This is a genomic window from Anaerovirgula multivorans (assembly GCF_900188145.1).
GTDB classification, from domain to species: Bacteria; Bacillota; Clostridia; order Peptostreptococcales; family Natronincolaceae; genus Anaerovirgula; species Anaerovirgula multivorans.
On the sequence record NZ_FZOJ01000031.1, the window covers coordinates 1 to 16,751 of the forward strand.

Sequence of the window (16,751 nt, forward strand, 5' to 3'; positions counted from 1 at the left end):
TCATAATATCACCGTCCTTACTACTATTATGGGCGATTTTATGTATGCTATATCAAGATTGTCTTATCCAATTGTTGGATTTTTGGCGCGCTCTGACGTCCCTTTGCTCTTTAGTTACTCTATTATATGAGATGGAAAAGAGGGATGCTAAGACAGGTTTAGCAACACTTTGTATTGGGGGAGGACAGGGAACGGCCATTATAGTAGAAAGATAGTATTATGGATTTCAGTATAATTATTGATGGTACAGCAGACCAAGGGAGCGGTTCTAACGGATGGAAATCACGAACAAAATATTAAATTGATATGACTACTAATAATGTTTTAGTTTTGTATGCTTTATTTAGACTGTTACCTTAGATGATAACAGATGATAACAAACATTTTTTAGTATATAGCTTAAGAGTAAAAAAATAGACGCTTGAAGGATGAAAAAGAACATAGGTTGGTCAAATCCGCATTAGATTGATGGAGGAGGTCAGAGACGAGATAAAACAATGACTGATCTTAGAGAAGCAGAAGGTAAAGGAGCCGACCAATAGGAAGGGTTCGACTCCTCTCGCCTCCACCAAATTGGTAAGAAAACAATTAAAAAGTTAAGATTATTGATTTAACAAGTGAAATGCTGTTCTCATGGTGGTAATGAGAACAGCATTTTTTCACCTCCACCAAACAAACCCATGAATACATAGACCGTATTGAAGAAATACGATACGGTTTTTTATCGGACTTAACTCAAGTAAAGTACGATAAAAAGTTTTAAGGTTACTATCTTATAGTTAAGTTTTAAAGTCAAAAATACAAACATATTATAAATTAGTCATTATATTTAAATAAATTGTATATTTGATGAAAGGTAGAAATTGCTATGAAGAATATTAATATAAAAAAATTTGTTGAATGTGAGGTTACAGGAAATAATATTATTTTAATAGCTTCAATTTTACTAGTATATTTACTTATTGCATTATACTTTACTAATCATTTCTTTTTCAATACAGTAATAAATGGAGTAGATGTCTCATTAAAGGCACATGATGATATAGAAGATATAATTAGAAGTTATATTAAAGATTATAAGTTACAGTTAATTGAAAGAAACATGGAAGTAGAAGAAATAACAGCACAGGATATAGGGATGCGATACAATGAAAAAAATAGCATTTCTGAAATTTATCATTTACAGAGTTCATTTAAATGGATAAGTTCATTATTAAAGAATCAAAAGTATTATGTAGATGATTTATTTATTTATAATAAAGATAACTTAGAAAATAGAATAAATGAATTAAACTGTTTAAATAAAGACATTATAGAACCTCAAAATGTAAGTTTTAGCTATTCAAATGGTACATATGAAATAATTAAAGAAGTATATGGAAATAAGGTGAATAAAGATAAATTAAGCGAAGCTATTGAAATGAGTATATTAAAAGGAGAAACAAAATTAGACTTAAATCAAAATCTTTGTTACGAAAATCCAAGGTACACTTTAAGCTCTGATAAGGCTTTTGAAACTAAGAATTTACTAGATAAGTATGTATTAACAAAAATCACTTATATATTTGGAAGTGAAAATGAAATACTAGATGGAGATATAATAAATCAATGGCTTAGCGTTGACGAAGATTTAGAAGTGGTAATAAATGAAAAAGAAGTTTTAGAATATGTACAAAGACTGAGTAAAAAATATGATACAGTTGGTGTAGCAAGAGAATTTAAAACATCCACAAATAAAATAGTAGAAGTTAAGGGTGGATTTTATGGATGGAAAATTAATCGTAGTGCTGAAGTAAAAGTATTATTGGAAAATATAAAACTTGGTGAAGTTATTAGAAAAGAACCTATATATACCCAAAAGGCTTTATCTAGGGGTGAAGATGACATAGGTGATACTTATGTAGAAATCAATATAACATGGCAATATTTATGGTTTTATAAAGATGGAAAACTTATAACTAATGGTGCTGTAGTAACAGGGAATCCAAATAGAGGGAATGCTACTGAGGCTGGAGCTTATATGCTTAACTATAAACAAAAAGAATCAACTTTAAGAGGAGCAAATTATGAAGTTAAAGTAACTTATTGGATGCCTTTTAACGGAAATATAGGAATACACGATGCAAGTTGGAGATATTCTTTTGGAGGTGATATATATAAGAGAAATGGAAGCCATGGATGTGTAAATATTCCATTATATTTAGCTAAAACAATTTTTGATAATATAGAAGAAGGAACTCCCATCATTTGTTATGAAGAATAGGAATACAGGTGTAACAAGGACGGTTCTCTGACATAATATAATTTATTAAACTTTACATTCGACATGATAGTCATTTTTCAGTAAATCCTCATATTATAGAAGTATTTTTATGGCTATGTTGCTGGAGGACGGGGGAGACGAGAATTAAAGCCAAGGGGAGTCTCTTTTGTGGACTATTATAGCATCAAAATTTCTACTACTCTTTATAGTAAAAAGAACTCATAAAGGACTAAACTATGCAATGTTTGGAAAAATAAAAAATCCTATTGTTTTTTCTATTTCTGCAATATATAAAGTACTTTACAAAGGAAAAGAAATATGATAATATATGAATAATTCATAATATATGAGTTGTTTAGTGTAGCAAATATAAAATACTTACTAGTTTGAGCAGAGAAATTATGAAAAATATAATAGTAATGACAGGAGAATTGGAGTGTCAACAATAAATAACACGATATTAACTATGTGTTGTTTATATTGTTGGTTTTTTTTGTACCCTTTTTAAGACAATAAAAAGTAAGCAATGATCAAGAGGGGATGAAATAGCTGCAGGAAAATGTATCAAGCAGGTTACTTTCGTAGGAGATAGTGCAACGGTGCCTTCCTATGACAGCTTGAAGTAGCTTAAAGGGATACGATTTAAATCCCGTCTGCCTGAAATATCTGGTATTGCAGAAAAACTTAGAGCGGAAGCACTTAAGGGCAAACGTTTCGAAAATGTGGGGAAACTGGATGTTAAAGATAAAATTAAAACGTTTACTTAAGTGATTAATGTGTAATACTGGCGTATCTGTAAGAGCTGATAAGGAGATTCCGAAGGGATTTAGCAGGCTGTATAAAGTCTAAGTGAAAACGTTTCTTTAAATTGACACTATCAATAATCTGACTGTGTTGACAAGTGAAAAGTTAGGTTATATTATGTTAGTGGATATTTAGAATATATTCTAAACAAGAGGGGGAAATTTAATGAAAAAGTTTTTGGCAATTTTATTAGTACTAGCTATGACTTTGTCCTTAGCGGCATGTGGTGGCGGCGATGATAAAGCACCTGCTAGTGGTGAGGGTGCCGATGTACCAAGTAGTAATGTAGAAAAGAAAGTTATTAAAGTTAGTACAAAATTTGTTGATGATGAGCAAACTGCAATATCATTGAAAAAAGTAGTAGAAGCTATCAATGAAAGAAGTGGCGGTTCGCTAGAACTACAATTATTTACAAGTGGTACATTACCAATAGGTAAAGATGGTATGGAACAAATAGTTCAAGGTTCTGATTGGATATTAGTAGATGGTATAAACTTCTTAGGAGATTATGTACCAGACTATAATGCTGTAACTGGACCATTTTTATATCAAACATTTGATGAGTACCTTGCTATGACTCAAACTGATTTAGTTCAAAATCTAAATAGACAAATAGAGGAAGAATACGGTATAAAAGTACTTTCTCTAGATTGGGTATTTGGATTTAGAAGTATGATGACTAAAAAACCAATTAAAACTCCAGATGATATGAAGGGATTAAATATAAGGGTTCCAACCAGTCAATTATATACATATACTATAGAAGCTATGGGCGGTAACCCTGTTGCAATGCCTTATCCTGACACTTATGCAGCAATTCAGCAAGGAGTAATAGATGGGGTAGAAGGTTCTATAATGACTTACTATGGAACTAAACAATACGAAAATGTTAAAGAATACTCTATAACAAACCACTTACTAGGAGTTTCTGCAGTTACAATTTCAACTAAGCTTTGGGATGGTTTAACTGATGAACAACGAACTATTATGACAGAAGAGTTCCAAAAAGGTATGGAAGACAACTTAGCTGAAACTATTAAGCTAGAATCAGAGTATGAAGTTTTATTAAAAGAAGAAGGCGTAAATTTCCACGAAGTAGATGCTGACGCTTTCCTTAAAGCGGCTGCTCCAGTATATACAAAGTTCGATAAATGGACTCCAGGTATCTATGAAGAGTTAGTAAAAGAATTAGATGCGATAAAACAAAATTTAAAGTAATTTATCTTTTATGATATAGTAAGTAAAAAAGTTGGAAGGAGTAAATCTCTTTCCAACTTTAAAATAATATAGCCTCTCGTCATTATGAGAACAGAATCTTGATAATAGAATGTAAAATTAGTACAGGTTGCTTATAAATACCTCCATTAATGTTGAAAAGGAAAAGTTCATCCCTTTTTCAGTAGTGATTTTGAAAATATTTTGCCATGTACGAATTTTCCATTTGTATATATTAAAATCAAAAATTCCTCCCACAAAAGTGAAGGAATAAAATAAAAGGTTTTTAAGGAAAACAATGAAACTCAACCCTTGGCAATTGCCAAGAGGCTGTTAATCTTATAGGAGGTAGACATGAATAATTATTTAAAAAGATTTGGAAAAGATTTTGAGCTTTATGTAGGGAGCTTTTTCTTATCTATAACTTCTGTTATAGTAATTATGAACGTATTTACTAGATACTTTTTAAAGTTTACATATCATTGGGCAGAAGAAGTTGCTGTAGGTGCATTTGTCTGGACTATATTCTTAGGCTTTGCCAATGCTTATAAAACAAAAAATCTTATAGGTGTAGAAGTATTAATGAAGGTATTACCTGAAAAGGGAAGAAATGTAGTAGAATTTCTCACTTCTATAGTTGTAATTATTTTGTCTAGTCTTATGTTTTACTTTAGTTATAAATATGTAGTAGGATCTACAAAGATAACAGCGGCATTAGAGATATCTTATACATATATTTATATATCAATAATAATTTCTTTTGCACTTATTACTTTGTATTCAATTTATTTTTCAATACAAAGCTTCAAGAAAATATTTATAAATGAAAATGTTAAAAACTAGGGGGGTGAAATAATCCATGGAATCTATTTATCCAATTATAGTTCTATTTATTTTATTTTTTCTAAATATACCAATAGCATATGCTTTAATGGGTTCTTCGCTATTTTATTTTATATTTATTAATTCTTCAATGCCTATGCAAATGATCATTCAACAATTTGTAACTTCAGTAGAATCTTTTCCCTACTTAGCAGTTCCGTTCTTTATTATGGTAGGCTCTGTAATGAATTATTCAGGAATAAGTGAAGCATTGATGAACTTTGCAGACGTTTTAGTAGGACATACTAAAGGAGGACTGGCTCAAGTTAATGTATTACTAAGTGCGCTAATGGGTGGAATTTCAGGTTCTGCAAACGCAGATGCAGCTATGCAATCTAAAATATTAGTTCCTGAAATGGAGAAAAAAGGTTTTTCAAAACCATTTTCAGCTGCAATAACTGCTGCCTCATCAGCAATAAGTCCAGTTATCCCCCCAGGGACAAATCTTATACTATATGCAATCATTGCAAATGTTTCAGTAGGAGATATGTTCTTAGCTGCATATATGCCAGGTATATTGATGGCTATAGCTTTGATGATAGCTGTTCATATTATTTCGATAAAAAGAGATTATAAGCCAAGTAGAAATAAAATGTCATCTTTTAAAGAAATTTTTATGCAATTTATCAAATCTATTTGGGCATTATTTATTCCTTTTGGAATAATAATGGGAATGAGAATGGGAATGTTCACTCCTACAGAAGCAGGAGGAATAGCAGTATTATTTTCTTTAATAGTAGGGTTTTTTGTATATAAACAATTAAAATTAAAACATATACCATTAATATTAATGGATACGGTAAAGGGCACTGGTGCAGTAATGATTATCATTGCAAGTGCTAAAGTATTTGGTTACTATCTTACATTAGAAAGAATCCCACAAATAGTTACTGAATCACTTATGGGTATGACCGATAGTGCTTTTGTATTATTAATGGTAATCAACCTATTGTTATTATTTATAGGAATGTTTATCGAAGGTGGAGCAGCATTAGTAATATTAGCTCCATTGTTAGTACCAGCAGTTAGAGTATTTGGTGTAAATCCTGTACATTTCGGAATTATATTTATAGTAAATATAATGATTGGAGGATTAACTCCACCATTTGGATCTATGATGTTTACAGTATGTTCTATAGTAGATGTAAAGTTAGAAGACTTTATAAAAGATGTTTGGCCTTTCATACTAGCATTAATGACTGTGCTTATTCTAGTTACTTATTCTGAAGGTGTTGCATTATTCACTCTAAACTTATTTAAATAAGCTTAGAAAGATAGAAGGAGGAAGAACTTGGAGAATTTAAAAGAAAAAAACGTATATTTATTGGATATGGATGGAACGATCTATCTTGGAGATGAATTAATTGATGGATCAAAAAAATTTCTTGAAACCATCAAAAATCAAGGAAAAAGATATATTTTCCTTACTAATAATTCATCAAAAAGCAAAGAAATATATGTAGAGAAGCTTAATAGATTAGGTATCCAAGCTTCAGAAGAGGAAGTATTTACTTCGGGAGAGGCTACTACGATGTGCTTAAAAAAAGAAAAAGAAGGCGCTAAAATTTATTTATTAGGAACTGAAGCTTTAGAAGAAGAATTTATAAGAGAAGGCTTCATTTTAGAAAAAGAAAGACATAAAAACATAGATTATGTAGTATTAGGATTTGATACCACGTTAACTTATGAAAAATTATGGGCAGCATGTGAATACATATCTGAAGGGGTAGAATACATAGCTACACATCCAGATTTCAACTGTCCTTTGCCTAATGATAAATTCATGCCAGATGCAGGTGCAATGGCTGCATTAATAGAAGCTTCTACTGGAAAGACTCCAAAAGTAATAGGCAAGCCAAATAAAGAAATAGTAGAAAGTATTGCTTCAAAATATGGTTTAAAGAAAGAAGATATGGTAATAGTAGGAGATCGATTATATACAGACATTAAGACTGGAGAAAATGCAGGTATAGTCTCTGTATTAGTTTATTCTGGTGAAACGAAACAAGAAGATTATAGAAAAAGTGAAACTAGAGCAGATTATGTGGTTAATTCTGTTAAAGACATGATAGATTTATTATAGTTTTGAACTGTAATAAATCTAGATGTAAGTAACAAACAGGATGTAAGGAGGTTTTAAAGGCAGAAGCTTTGGGAGCATCGGTCGGTAAAAAAGATTTATGGGAACTATAGTAACAATTTATTTTTTGTTGTTTATTGTGAATGGATACAGGATAGATTTATTTGTTTGAAAATAAAAACCATATAGGGTGTAATATATATGATGATTTAATTACAAAAAAATATTTAGGGCCGAGAATAGGAGAGCCGTGGAACTAAATCTATTTAAAATAGGTTGTTGTTTACACGACTCTTTTTATCTTCTCAGCAATATATTACTACACCTCTAATTTTAAAAATATATGAGATATACCAATCTTATTGGCTAAATATTAGCAATATAGTAAAAATGTTTCTTATAATACATAGGAAATTATGCACATTCATAAGTTGTGGATAGGTCATAATTTCCGTAATGTATTTCAACAAAGTCATCCTTTAAATCGTCCGAAGGAAGACTTTGTTATATATTTACTTTAAGATTTTCGTGTGTATGGTTTATAAGATTTTATAAGGGAGGAATAGACAATGTATGATATCACAGTCATTGGAGCAGGTATAACAGGGACTTTTATAGCCAGAGAGCTTTCAAGATATCAATTAAGCGTGTTATTAATCGATAAGGAAAATGATATAGCCAATGGAACTACAAAAGCAAACAGTGCTATAGTTCATGCAGGATATGATGCTGCAGAAGGAACATTAAAAGCTAAATTAAATGTAAGGGGAAATGAACTCTATGAAGAGGTATGTAAGGAACTGCATGTTCCCTTTAAAAGAATAGGATCTTTAGTTACAGCCTTTAATAAACAGGAGATGGAAACAGTACAAGAATTATTTGAAAGAGGAATAAAAAATGGTGTTCCTCAAATGGAAATATTAGATAAGGAAAGCGTCTTAAAACTGGAGAACAATTTAAGTGAAGAGGTAGTAGGTGCTCTCTATGCTAAGACTGCAGGAATTGTTGGGCCATGGGAATTAGCCATTGCATTAGCTGAAAACGCATTAGAAAACGGCGTCGAATTACTATTAAATAGTCCAGTGAAGGATATTGATAAAATAACAGATGGCTATAGTATAACAGCTGGAGATAGAAAGATTGAAAGTAAAATAATAATAAACTGTGCTGGGCTACATTCTGATGATATTAACAATATGGTAAATAGCGCAAGCTTCGAGATATTACCTAATCGAGGTGAATATAATCTATTTGATAAATCAGTAGGAAATATAGTTAATACCGTAGTTTTTAGATGCCCTTCAGAAGCTGGTAAGGGAGTCGTTATTATGCCTACAGTTCATGGCAACTTACTTATTGGTCCAACATCAGAGCATGTAGATAGCAAAACTAGCTTTGATACGACACTTGAGGGACTAACTTCTATTAATGAACATACTCAACATACCTTGAAGCAAATAAGCTTTCAAAATGTTATTACTTCCTTTACGGGATTAAGGGCAAAGATCAGGACTCAAGATTTCATTATTGAAGAATCAAAGGAATCTTTAGGATTTTTTAATGTAGCAGGAATTGATTCTCCGGGTCTTACAGCAGCTCCTGCCATCGCGGAGTATGTCATAGAATTAGTAAAGAGAAGAATAGAGAATATAGAAATAAAACAAGATTTTAATCCATATAGAAGACCTAATATTCACTTTATGGAATTGTCTGATGTTGAGAAAGCAAAGCTTATTGAAAAGGACCCTAGATTCGGAAGAATTATTTGTCGGTGTGAACACATTACTGAAGGAGAAATTGTAGATGTTATTAAAAGAAAGGCAGGAGCAAGAACATTGGATGGGGTAAAGAGGAGAGCAAGACCAGGCTCTGGAAGATGCCAAGGTGGCTTTTGTGCTCCAAGAGTAATGGAGATTATTGCAAGAGAGTTGGAAATAGACATTACTGAAGTTATGAAGGATAGTCTAGATTCTTATATATTAACAGGTAAAACCAAGCAATACCAACAAAATAAGTGAGGGGTAGGAGTGAGCATTGTGTTATACTATGATATTGTCGTAATCGGTGGAGGTCCTGCAGGACTGGCAGCCGCTATTGAAGCTCGAAAAAATGGAATAGAAAAAATATTAGTAATAGAAAGAGATAGAGAACTAGGTGGAATTCTTCAGCAATGTATTCATAATGGATTTGGGCTACATATTTTTAAAGAGGAGCTAACAGGTCCAGAATATGCAGAAAAGTTTATTGAAGAGCTTATAACTATGGGGATTGAGTATAAATTAGATACAATGGCCCTCGAGGTTACAAAGGATAGGATGATTACAGCTATGAACTCAACAGATGGAATGTTGTATATTCAAGCTAAGGCTGTAATAATAGCAATGGGTTGTCGAGAAAGAACTAGAGGGGCGATTAGAATTCCTGGAACTCGGCCAGCGGGAGTTTTGACAGCTGGAACAGCACAGAGATTTGTTAATATTGAAGGCTATATGATTGGAAAAAGAATCGTTATTCTTGGTTCAGGAGATATTGGACTAATCATGGCAAGACGTCTAACGCTTGAAGGGGCTAATGTACTAGCCGTTGCAGAGTTAATGCCATACTCAGGAGGATTAACAAGAAATATAGTTCAATGTTTAGAGGACTTTAACATTCCACTTTATCTAAGTCATACTGTAGTTAATATTGAAGGACATGACCGAGTGGAGGCTGTAACTATCGCTCAAGTAGACGAAAGGTTTAAACCAATCAAGGGGACAGAAAAAAAGTTTGAATGTGATACCCTACTATTATCTGTAGGACTGATTCCTGAAAACGAACTTTCCAAATCTGCAGGGATAGAACTTCACAATGTTACAGGAGGTCCAATTGTAAATGAATTTATGGAAACATCTGTTGAAGGAGTTTTTGCCTGTGGTAATGTTGTGCATGTTCATGATCTAGTAGATTGGGTTACAGAAGAAAGTAAAAGAGCGGGTAGTAGTGCTGCTAAATACATTAAGGGTCAGATAGAAAGCAATTGTAAGACGATAAGGCTTAAGGGCAGAAATGGGGTAAGATACGTTGTTCCACATCAAATTAGATTAGATAGTACAACACAAACAGTTGAGTTGATGATGCGTGTAGATAACATCTATAAAGACATAAAGCTCGTTGTTAAAAGTAATGGTGAAGTAATAAAAGAAGTAAAACGAAACCATGTTACTCCTGGAGAAATGGAAACGATTAAGATAGATCTAAGTAAATTAACTCTAGGGTATAGTGATGAAATCTATGTAGAAGTTGCTAAAGAGGAGGCATAACCATGGAAGTTAAAGATATGATTTGTATTGTGTGCCCTTTAGGTTGCAACTTAAAAGTCATTAGAGATAATAGAAGTCAAATAGGATATGTTGTTGAGGGAAACAAATGTCTTAGGGGGGTTGATCACGGGATTAAAGAAATGACAAACCCTACAAGGGTATTGACTACAACTATAAGAATATCGAATGCTCCATTAAAGAGGCTTCCCGTTCGAACATCGGGGCCTATTCCTAAACATCTGATAATGCAAGCAATGGAGCTGATTAACAGAGTAGAGGTTAAGACACCAATCAAAGTAGGGCAAGTTATTATCAAGAATATTTTAGATACAGAAGTAGATGTTATAGCTTCTAGAAGTATGTATCAAAATTTTAAACAAGAAGATTATTTAAAAGATTATTTAGTTCAGGGGTAAATTTAAGGGAGGTAGAGACCATTGTTAAGTGATGGAGAAGTTATTTTAAGGTTAACTTTATCAGCTATAGCAGGGGGTATTGTTGGTATGGAAAGAGAAGCTAATAATCGCCCTGCAGGACTTAGAACACATGTATTAGTAACTTTAGGCTCTACTTTGATTATGTTAATTTCAATGTATGGGTTTCAAGGGCTGGGTACGGACGGTAATGGCGGGGAGCCTGCCAGATTAGCAGCTCAAGTAGTAAGTGGTATTGGGTTTTTAGGAGCAGGGACCATTCTACGTACAGGAAACAATATTAGGGGCTTGACTACTGCTGCGAGTATTTGGGTTTGTGGTGGTATTGGTTTAGCTATAGGAAATGGATATTATTTAGGAGGACTTGCAACTACTTTTATTGTTCTGTTTACATTAAAGAGTTTAGGTGTTTTAGAAAAGAAAGTATTTAAATCGAAGTATAAACAATTAATAATCTACTGTAAAGAGCGGGCAGGATTAGTAGGTGATATAGGTCAAATAATGGGGAGAAATAATGTTGTCATTAAAGATATTAAGGTAATTAATGAAGATAATATTGAAGAAGATGAAGATAATATTGAAGAAGATGAAGATAATATGATAGAAATCAGATTTATGGTGAAGTTACCATCTAAACTTATAAATGAAAGGTTTTTTGATGAAATTTTAAAAGTAGATGGAGTAGAAAATGCGATATGGGAGGAAGATTTAGAAAAAGCTTATCCATACTAAATCCTAACTATAGATATTTTTGTCAAGAGGCAATGATGTTCATGAACTAATGAATATTGCGAAACCTGTAACAGTAGAATAACTAAATAAAAGCGTACATAGATAAACTCTATGTGCGCTTTTTTACTGGTGTGTGTTCAACAAAACTGGATCATATTTGCTGGTGAAAGTCCAGGGCTGTCTCCACATATTAAAAATATATAAAAAACAGAAACTTCACCTGATTTTGTGTTGTAATATCTGATAAATAGGGATACTATATTGTATTGATTTTTTTGTAAAAACAAAAAAATCAAGAAGAATTCTTAGTAAAAGAGTTGAAAAAATGAAAAGAATTAAATAATTAAAAGAGTATAAGAGCTTAAAAGCTTTAAATGTTTTAAAACCAGCCTTATGCTATTACTAAATAATTATTGAGATTATTACATAGCAATAATCTTATTTAAGACAGTTTATGGTAATATATATAAGTAGATTAAAGAATTTGGACAGTATATAAGAATCTGCCAACTTTAGCCCTACAGAGTTTTAGCTAAGAGGTAAGGAGATAACACAAAAAAAGTAATGGTTTAGTAGACCTGTTAAAAGGAGAATTATAATTGTGAGTAAAAAATTTGAAGAATTTAACCTTAAACAATTTATATTAGAAAATCTTGAAACGGAGGGTATTAAGAACCCTACTGAGATACAAGCCGATTCTATTCCCCATATTCTAGAGGGTAAGGATGTGGTAGGTAAAGCCAAAACAGGAACAGGAAAAACCCTGGCTTATTTAATACCAATGATAGAAAAAATTCACCCTGAGAAGAAAGAACTTCAAATGCTTGTATTGGCTCCAAGTAGAGAGCTTAGCCTTCAAATTTATAGAGAAGCAGAGCATGTTATTAAAAATACAAATATTACTGCAATCCCATTGGTGGAAGGAATGGACATTAATCGACAGCTTGACAAATTAAAAAATAAGCCGCAGCTTATTATAGCCACACCTGGAAGACTAATACATATTATCGGATTAAAAAAGATAAAGATGCATGGCGTAAAGATGATAGTCTTAGACGAGGTTGATCAAATGCTGGAACAAGGACTACAAGAAAAGGTACATGCAGTGATTGATACTACTCTGAAGGATAGACAGTTGGTAAGTTTTTCTGCCACTCTTTCAAAGGATGCCTTAAGTATTCTTCAATCATTAATGAAAAAGCCTCAATATATATCCTTAGATAATGCTAAGCCTGTCCCATCAAAAATTAAACATTTATATATAGTAAGTAAAGCATTAAAGAAAACGGGAACTTTGGCAGAGCTTATGCAAGTATTAAAACCAGCTAAGTCTTTGGTTTTTATCAATAAAAATGAAAACGTGGATAGATTTGTAAAGGAATTAAAATCCTTTGGATTATCTGTTGGAGGTATACAAACAAGGACTAAAAATCAAGATCGTCAACATATCTTAGCTACTTTTAATAAGGGTGGGCTTAAGATTTTAGTTACAACAGATATATTTACTAGAGGAATGGACTTCAGAAATGTATCTCATATATTCAATATGGATTTACCTCTAAATCCAATTGATTACCTTCATAGGGCTGGTCGTACAGGTAGGATGGATAAAGAGGGTGTAGTCTACAATATTGTGAGAGATCGGGAAAAATTCATAATGTATAAAATGATGAAGGGTATAAATATAGATGTCACACCTGTTAGCATATTGAACGGAAAGATTACAGCCGTTGAAGAAATTATACATGGCAAAAAAACATCAATAAATAGAAAAAACCCTAAGACAGATGTGAAGAGAAAATAGCAGAATAGGGGGTGGCAGGAAATTCCTTTGATGCAGTTGAGAATTTCTTTAGGTTTCTCTTGCCATCAATTGATACAGCGCCCGGATACCCTCTTGAATCTGCACATGGCTTAGATGTCCATACCCCACAAGAAGTTTATCTTTATGGTTATTTTGTGCGGGGCAATACTGCGTTAGCGGGTATACCCTTATGCCCGCCTCCATGCTGTCTCGCACAAACTGTTTCCCAAATCCCATTCCTGGAAATTGAAGCGCCACATGCAGGCCGGATGCATCTCCCCAAGGACGTACAGCGTTTCCAAAAGCATGTTCTATAGAACTCAATAAAAACTTTCTTTTTTCGCCGTATACCCGCCGCATATGCTGAACATGCTTATCCATTTTCCGCTTGTTTAGAAATTCAGCCAGAGCAGCTTGTTCCAAAATAGGATTTTGAACATCCATAAAGTTTCGATAATGCCTCCATTTTGCCTGCAGCGGTTTGGGTAGCACAGCAAAGCCCAGCCGAAGCGCGGGGAATAGTGTTTTGCTGAAAGTCCCTATATAAACTACATGAGAGGAATCCATTGAATAAATCGGACTTACAGGAGAACCGGAATAGCGGAATTCGCTGTCATAATCATCCTCAATAACATAAAAATCATTTTCTATTGCAAGGCGTATAAGCGCAGCACGGCGACCAGCCGGAAGAATACTTCCTAATGGGAATTGATGGGAAGGCGTAACATAAACCGCTGAAACAGCTTTACCTTCGAGAAAAGAAATATTCGCCCCCTGCTCATCTACCGGCATCCATTGCAGGGGATATCCTTTGTCGGTAATGACTGTACGGATTCCCGGATGGGAGGGATTTTCTAAAGCAAAAGCATGTTCCTTTTTATGGAGTAAATCCACAAGCAAATGAAGCGCCTGTGTTGCCCCTGCTGTTATAAATACATCTTCTGGATTGACTTCCATACTCCTACTGCGCAGCAACCACATGGCAATTTCCTCACATAAAGGCTGATATCCTTTAGGGCCGGTGTACTCCAATTGCTTAATGGGCAGATAGTTTGCTGCACCCCGTATCATTTGGCTCCAAAGCGGCCACGGAAAAAGGGATAAATCCGGCTGACCCGTTTTGAAGTCCCATAAGATGGGTGGTTTATCTTTTTTTATTTCTGTTGGTAACTTCACTTTTCTATAGGTGTCAAGATAAAGCCCTTCCGCAACGCGTGACGGCGCGCCCTGACGGCTGACAATGAAGCCTTCCGCTAAGAGCATATCATACGCCTCACAGACTGTATTTCTGGAAACACCCAACCCTTTTGCAAGCTCCCGGGTAGACGGCAATGCCTCTCCCTGTGGAATTTGGCCTGTCAATATACGTTCTTTGAATGAAAGAAAGATTTGACGAGATAAGCTGATTTCATCTTGATAACGCAATACGATTCCCCACATAATAACCCCTCCAACTGGCTCTATAAAAATACGGATATACTGGTACTTAAAGTATACCAGTTATCACGATATAATTATAACAAAGATTCGTTTTGTTGCAATAGTCCATGTGACATAAAGGAAGCTTTGGGGTTGAGAAATATTAAGGAGAAAATCTACTTACTGCTTGTTTTTTCGCTGGCTGGAACATCAGTCGTGACAGGATACGTCTTTTCCGAAAAATTAGGTAGTTTTACAATAACTTCCATTTTTCTATGCATCACTTTTGAGGGAATGCGTTAATCCTTTGTGCTGCGGCAAGCAAATCTACATTCAATGTAATATCGAGAAAGCTAGGAGGTATATCATGTTCAAATTTGATGAAAGCATAAGTATTTCTTTTCCGGGAGTAAAGATGGGATTCTTGATTATGCACGGCGTATCTCCCGTAAGCTCGTATGAAAATTGGGAAGAAGCAGAGGTCATTACCGGATTAAAACAAAAATACGGTCAGTTGGGCAGAAAAGAGCTAAAAACGCTTTATCCCATTCAAGCCTATGTAGCCTATTATAAAAGATTTGGTTACAGCTATCCTGTCCTTGCGCAATTGGAATCCGTGCTGCAAGGTAAAAAACCACTGCATACAGAATCAGGCTTATTACAGGCAATGTTCTTATGGGAATTGGATAGTATGCTCCTTACTGCCGGTCATGATTTAGCCCAATTGTGGCTGCCATTGCAATTGAAAGCCGCAACCGACGCGGAGAGTTATGAATCTATCTCCGGAAAAGAAGTCACGGCTGTAAGCGGAGACCTGATGCTTTGTGATGGCAGCGGCGCAATATCAAGCATTTTGCGAGGCCCTGATTACAAAAGCCGTATTACAGCATCAACTAAAGATGTTCTTTTCTCCATTTACGCGCCGCCGGGCATTGATGCAAACTATATTCAAAACAATCTACAGAAATTAGAAAAAAGTATTTTGGAGTTTTCACCATCCTCAAAAACAGAAATGCTTCGCGTTTTTTCACAAGATTAAGTATATATGTGCCGGATTGAATAATTGTCATAAAGGCACAGTTTCTGGCTGGCAAAATAATTGTGCGCACTTTTAAGGGCCTTCCAATGGCAGTTATGCGATTGGAGGGCAAACCCTTTTCCTTAAAATTTTTTTTAGCCCTTAGAGCCATATTGTCAAGCTCTCCTAAATCATTTGACTTCTTAGACACTTTATAATCTACTATTAACTTATGTTTAGCATCCACCGTGGTTTATACATTGTAGCTAACTTCTACATTATTATTGTTATTGTTCATAAGTCGTGCATCGGGATATGTGGTAGATATTTGGCTTTCTCCCGTTTCTTGGAGTGGAATAGGATACACTTAATTAGACAGTAAAAACTCGGACATGATATAATAAATAAAATTAATTTGGAGGTTAATCATGTCTAATATACTTGATATTGATATTCTATGCATTGCATGTGTATGCATTTTATGACTTGAAAGTCTAAAGAATAGGTTGAGATATAAGAATGTTTTATAAGTACAAAACTGTAGTTGATTTGATAATAATTCTTTGATGTCGAAACTAATAGAATGAAAAAAGAAGGAAAATGTAATTATATAGGGAAATTTCTTTAAAGAGAAGCATTAGTATTACTCTAGTATGTTGTACTGGAAATAGTTTAGAAATGGTAAGATAGACTGTCCCCATGATTTAGAATGTATCATGAATTATTTGACCAGCACAGCTGAAATTCAGGTTTTTATATGCTACGAATCTGGCGTATTAATCATAAATCCCAAGCTAG

At 33.8% G+C, this 16,751-nt stretch carries 13 protein-coding genes; 12 read left to right on the plus strand and 1 reads right to left on the minus strand.

Translation table 11 applies throughout. From position 1 onward, the window contains the following. The 11 genes from CHB72_RS27520 to CHB72_RS20545 all read left to right on the plus strand — a co-directional run. The coding region (locus CHB72_RS27520; protein WP_242975218.1) for a hypothetical protein at positions 1–215 on the plus strand (215 nt) is incomplete at its 5' end. A gap of 653 nt (positions 216–868) precedes the next feature. Next, the gene (locus CHB72_RS20500; protein ID WP_089284747.1) at positions 869–2,263 is read left to right on the plus strand and encodes a L,D-transpeptidase family protein; all 1,395 of its coding nucleotides are present in this window, start codon (positions 869–871) and stop codon (positions 2,261–2,263) included. A 969-nt stretch (positions 2,264–3,232) separates the two neighbouring features. Further along, positions 3,233–4,285 carry a C4-dicarboxylate TRAP transporter substrate-binding protein gene (dctP, locus tag CHB72_RS20505; RefSeq protein WP_176431514.1) on the plus strand — a complete coding sequence of 351 codons (1,053 nt, stop codon included), beginning with the start codon at positions 3,233–3,235 and terminating at the stop codon, positions 4,283–4,285. 351 nt (positions 4,286–4,636) lie between these two features. Then, entirely contained in the window at positions 4,637–5,125 is a 489-nt protein-coding gene (locus tag CHB72_RS20510; protein WP_089284748.1) for a TRAP transporter small permease, read from the plus strand. A 16-nt stretch (positions 5,126–5,141) separates the two neighbouring features. Next, positions 5,142–6,428, plus strand: a complete 1,287-nt coding sequence (locus CHB72_RS20515) for a TRAP transporter large permease (protein WP_089284749.1) — start codon at positions 5,142–5,144, stop codon at positions 6,426–6,428. 27 nt (positions 6,429–6,455) lie between these two features. Next, positions 6,456–7,247 (plus strand): HAD-IIA family hydrolase, encoded by a 792-nt coding sequence (locus CHB72_RS20520; RefSeq protein ID WP_089284750.1) that lies wholly within the window; start codon positions 6,456–6,458, stop codon positions 7,245–7,247. Between the two features lie 566 nt (positions 7,248–7,813). Continuing rightward, a complete protein-coding gene (locus CHB72_RS20525) occupies positions 7,814–9,262 on the plus strand; it encodes an NAD(P)/FAD-dependent oxidoreductase (RefSeq protein WP_089284751.1) in 1,449 nt (482 codons plus the stop codon). Between the two features lie 18 nt (positions 9,263–9,280). Next, entirely contained in the window at positions 9,281–10,546 is a 1,266-nt protein-coding gene (locus tag CHB72_RS20530) for an NAD(P)/FAD-dependent oxidoreductase (protein ID WP_089284752.1), read from the plus strand. A 2-nt stretch (positions 10,547–10,548) separates the two neighbouring features. Then, positions 10,549–10,962: a DUF1667 domain-containing protein gene (locus CHB72_RS20535; RefSeq protein ID WP_089284753.1), complete on the plus strand. Its 414-nt coding sequence runs from the start codon at positions 10,549–10,551 to the stop codon at positions 10,960–10,962. Between the two features lie 21 nt (positions 10,963–10,983). After that, positions 10,984–11,712: an MgtC/SapB family protein gene (locus CHB72_RS20540; RefSeq protein WP_089284754.1), complete on the plus strand. Its 729-nt coding sequence runs from the start codon at positions 10,984–10,986 to the stop codon at positions 11,710–11,712. Between the two features lie 601 nt (positions 11,713–12,313). Next, the gene (locus CHB72_RS20545) at positions 12,314–13,516 is read left to right on the plus strand and encodes a DEAD/DEAH box helicase (protein ID WP_089284755.1); all 1,203 of its coding nucleotides are present in this window, start codon (positions 12,314–12,316) and stop codon (positions 13,514–13,516) included. A 48-nt stretch (positions 13,517–13,564) separates the two neighbouring features. Here CHB72_RS20545 and pdxR read toward each other — a convergent pair whose 3' ends face one another. After that, positions 13,565–14,956, minus strand: a complete 1,392-nt coding sequence (pdxR, locus tag CHB72_RS20550; RefSeq protein WP_089284756.1) for a MocR-like pyridoxine biosynthesis transcription factor PdxR — start codon at positions 14,954–14,956, stop codon at positions 13,565–13,567. A gap of 346 nt (positions 14,957–15,302) precedes the next feature. On the opposite strand from pdxR, the gene CHB72_RS20555 reads away from it, so the two are divergent. Further along, entirely contained in the window at positions 15,303–15,974 is a 672-nt protein-coding gene (locus CHB72_RS20555) for a hypothetical protein (protein ID WP_089284757.1), read from the plus strand. Positions 15,975–16,751: the final 777 nt, after the last annotated feature.

What these genes read in the sequence shown, in the direction of transcription:
- CHB72_RS20500 (WP_089284747.1), top strand. Translation starts at nt 869, where the DNA reads ATGAAGAATATTAATATAAAAAAATTTGTTGAATGTGAGGTTACAGGA.
- dctP (WP_176431514.1), top strand. Translation starts at nt 3,233, where the DNA reads ATGAAAAAGTTTTTGGCAATTTTATTAGTACTAGCTATGACTTTGTCC.
- CHB72_RS20510 (WP_089284748.1), top strand. Translation starts at nt 4,637, where the DNA reads ATGAATAATTATTTAAAAAGATTTGGAAAAGATTTTGAGCTTTATGTA.
- CHB72_RS20515 (WP_089284749.1), top strand. Translation starts at nt 5,142, where the DNA reads ATGGAATCTATTTATCCAATTATAGTTCTATTTATTTTATTTTTTCTA.
- CHB72_RS20525 (WP_089284751.1), top strand. Translation starts at nt 7,814, where the DNA reads ATGTATGATATCACAGTCATTGGAGCAGGTATAACAGGGACTTTTATA.
- CHB72_RS20535 (WP_089284753.1), top strand. Translation starts at nt 10,549, where the DNA reads ATGGAAGTTAAAGATATGATTTGTATTGTGTGCCCTTTAGGTTGCAAC.
- pdxR (WP_089284756.1), bottom strand. Translation starts at nt 14,956, where the DNA reads ATGTGGGGAATCGTATTGCGTTATCAAGATGAAATCAGCTTATCTCGT.
- CHB72_RS20555 (WP_089284757.1), top strand. Translation starts at nt 15,303, where the DNA reads ATGTTCAAATTTGATGAAAGCATAAGTATTTCTTTTCCGGGAGTAAAG.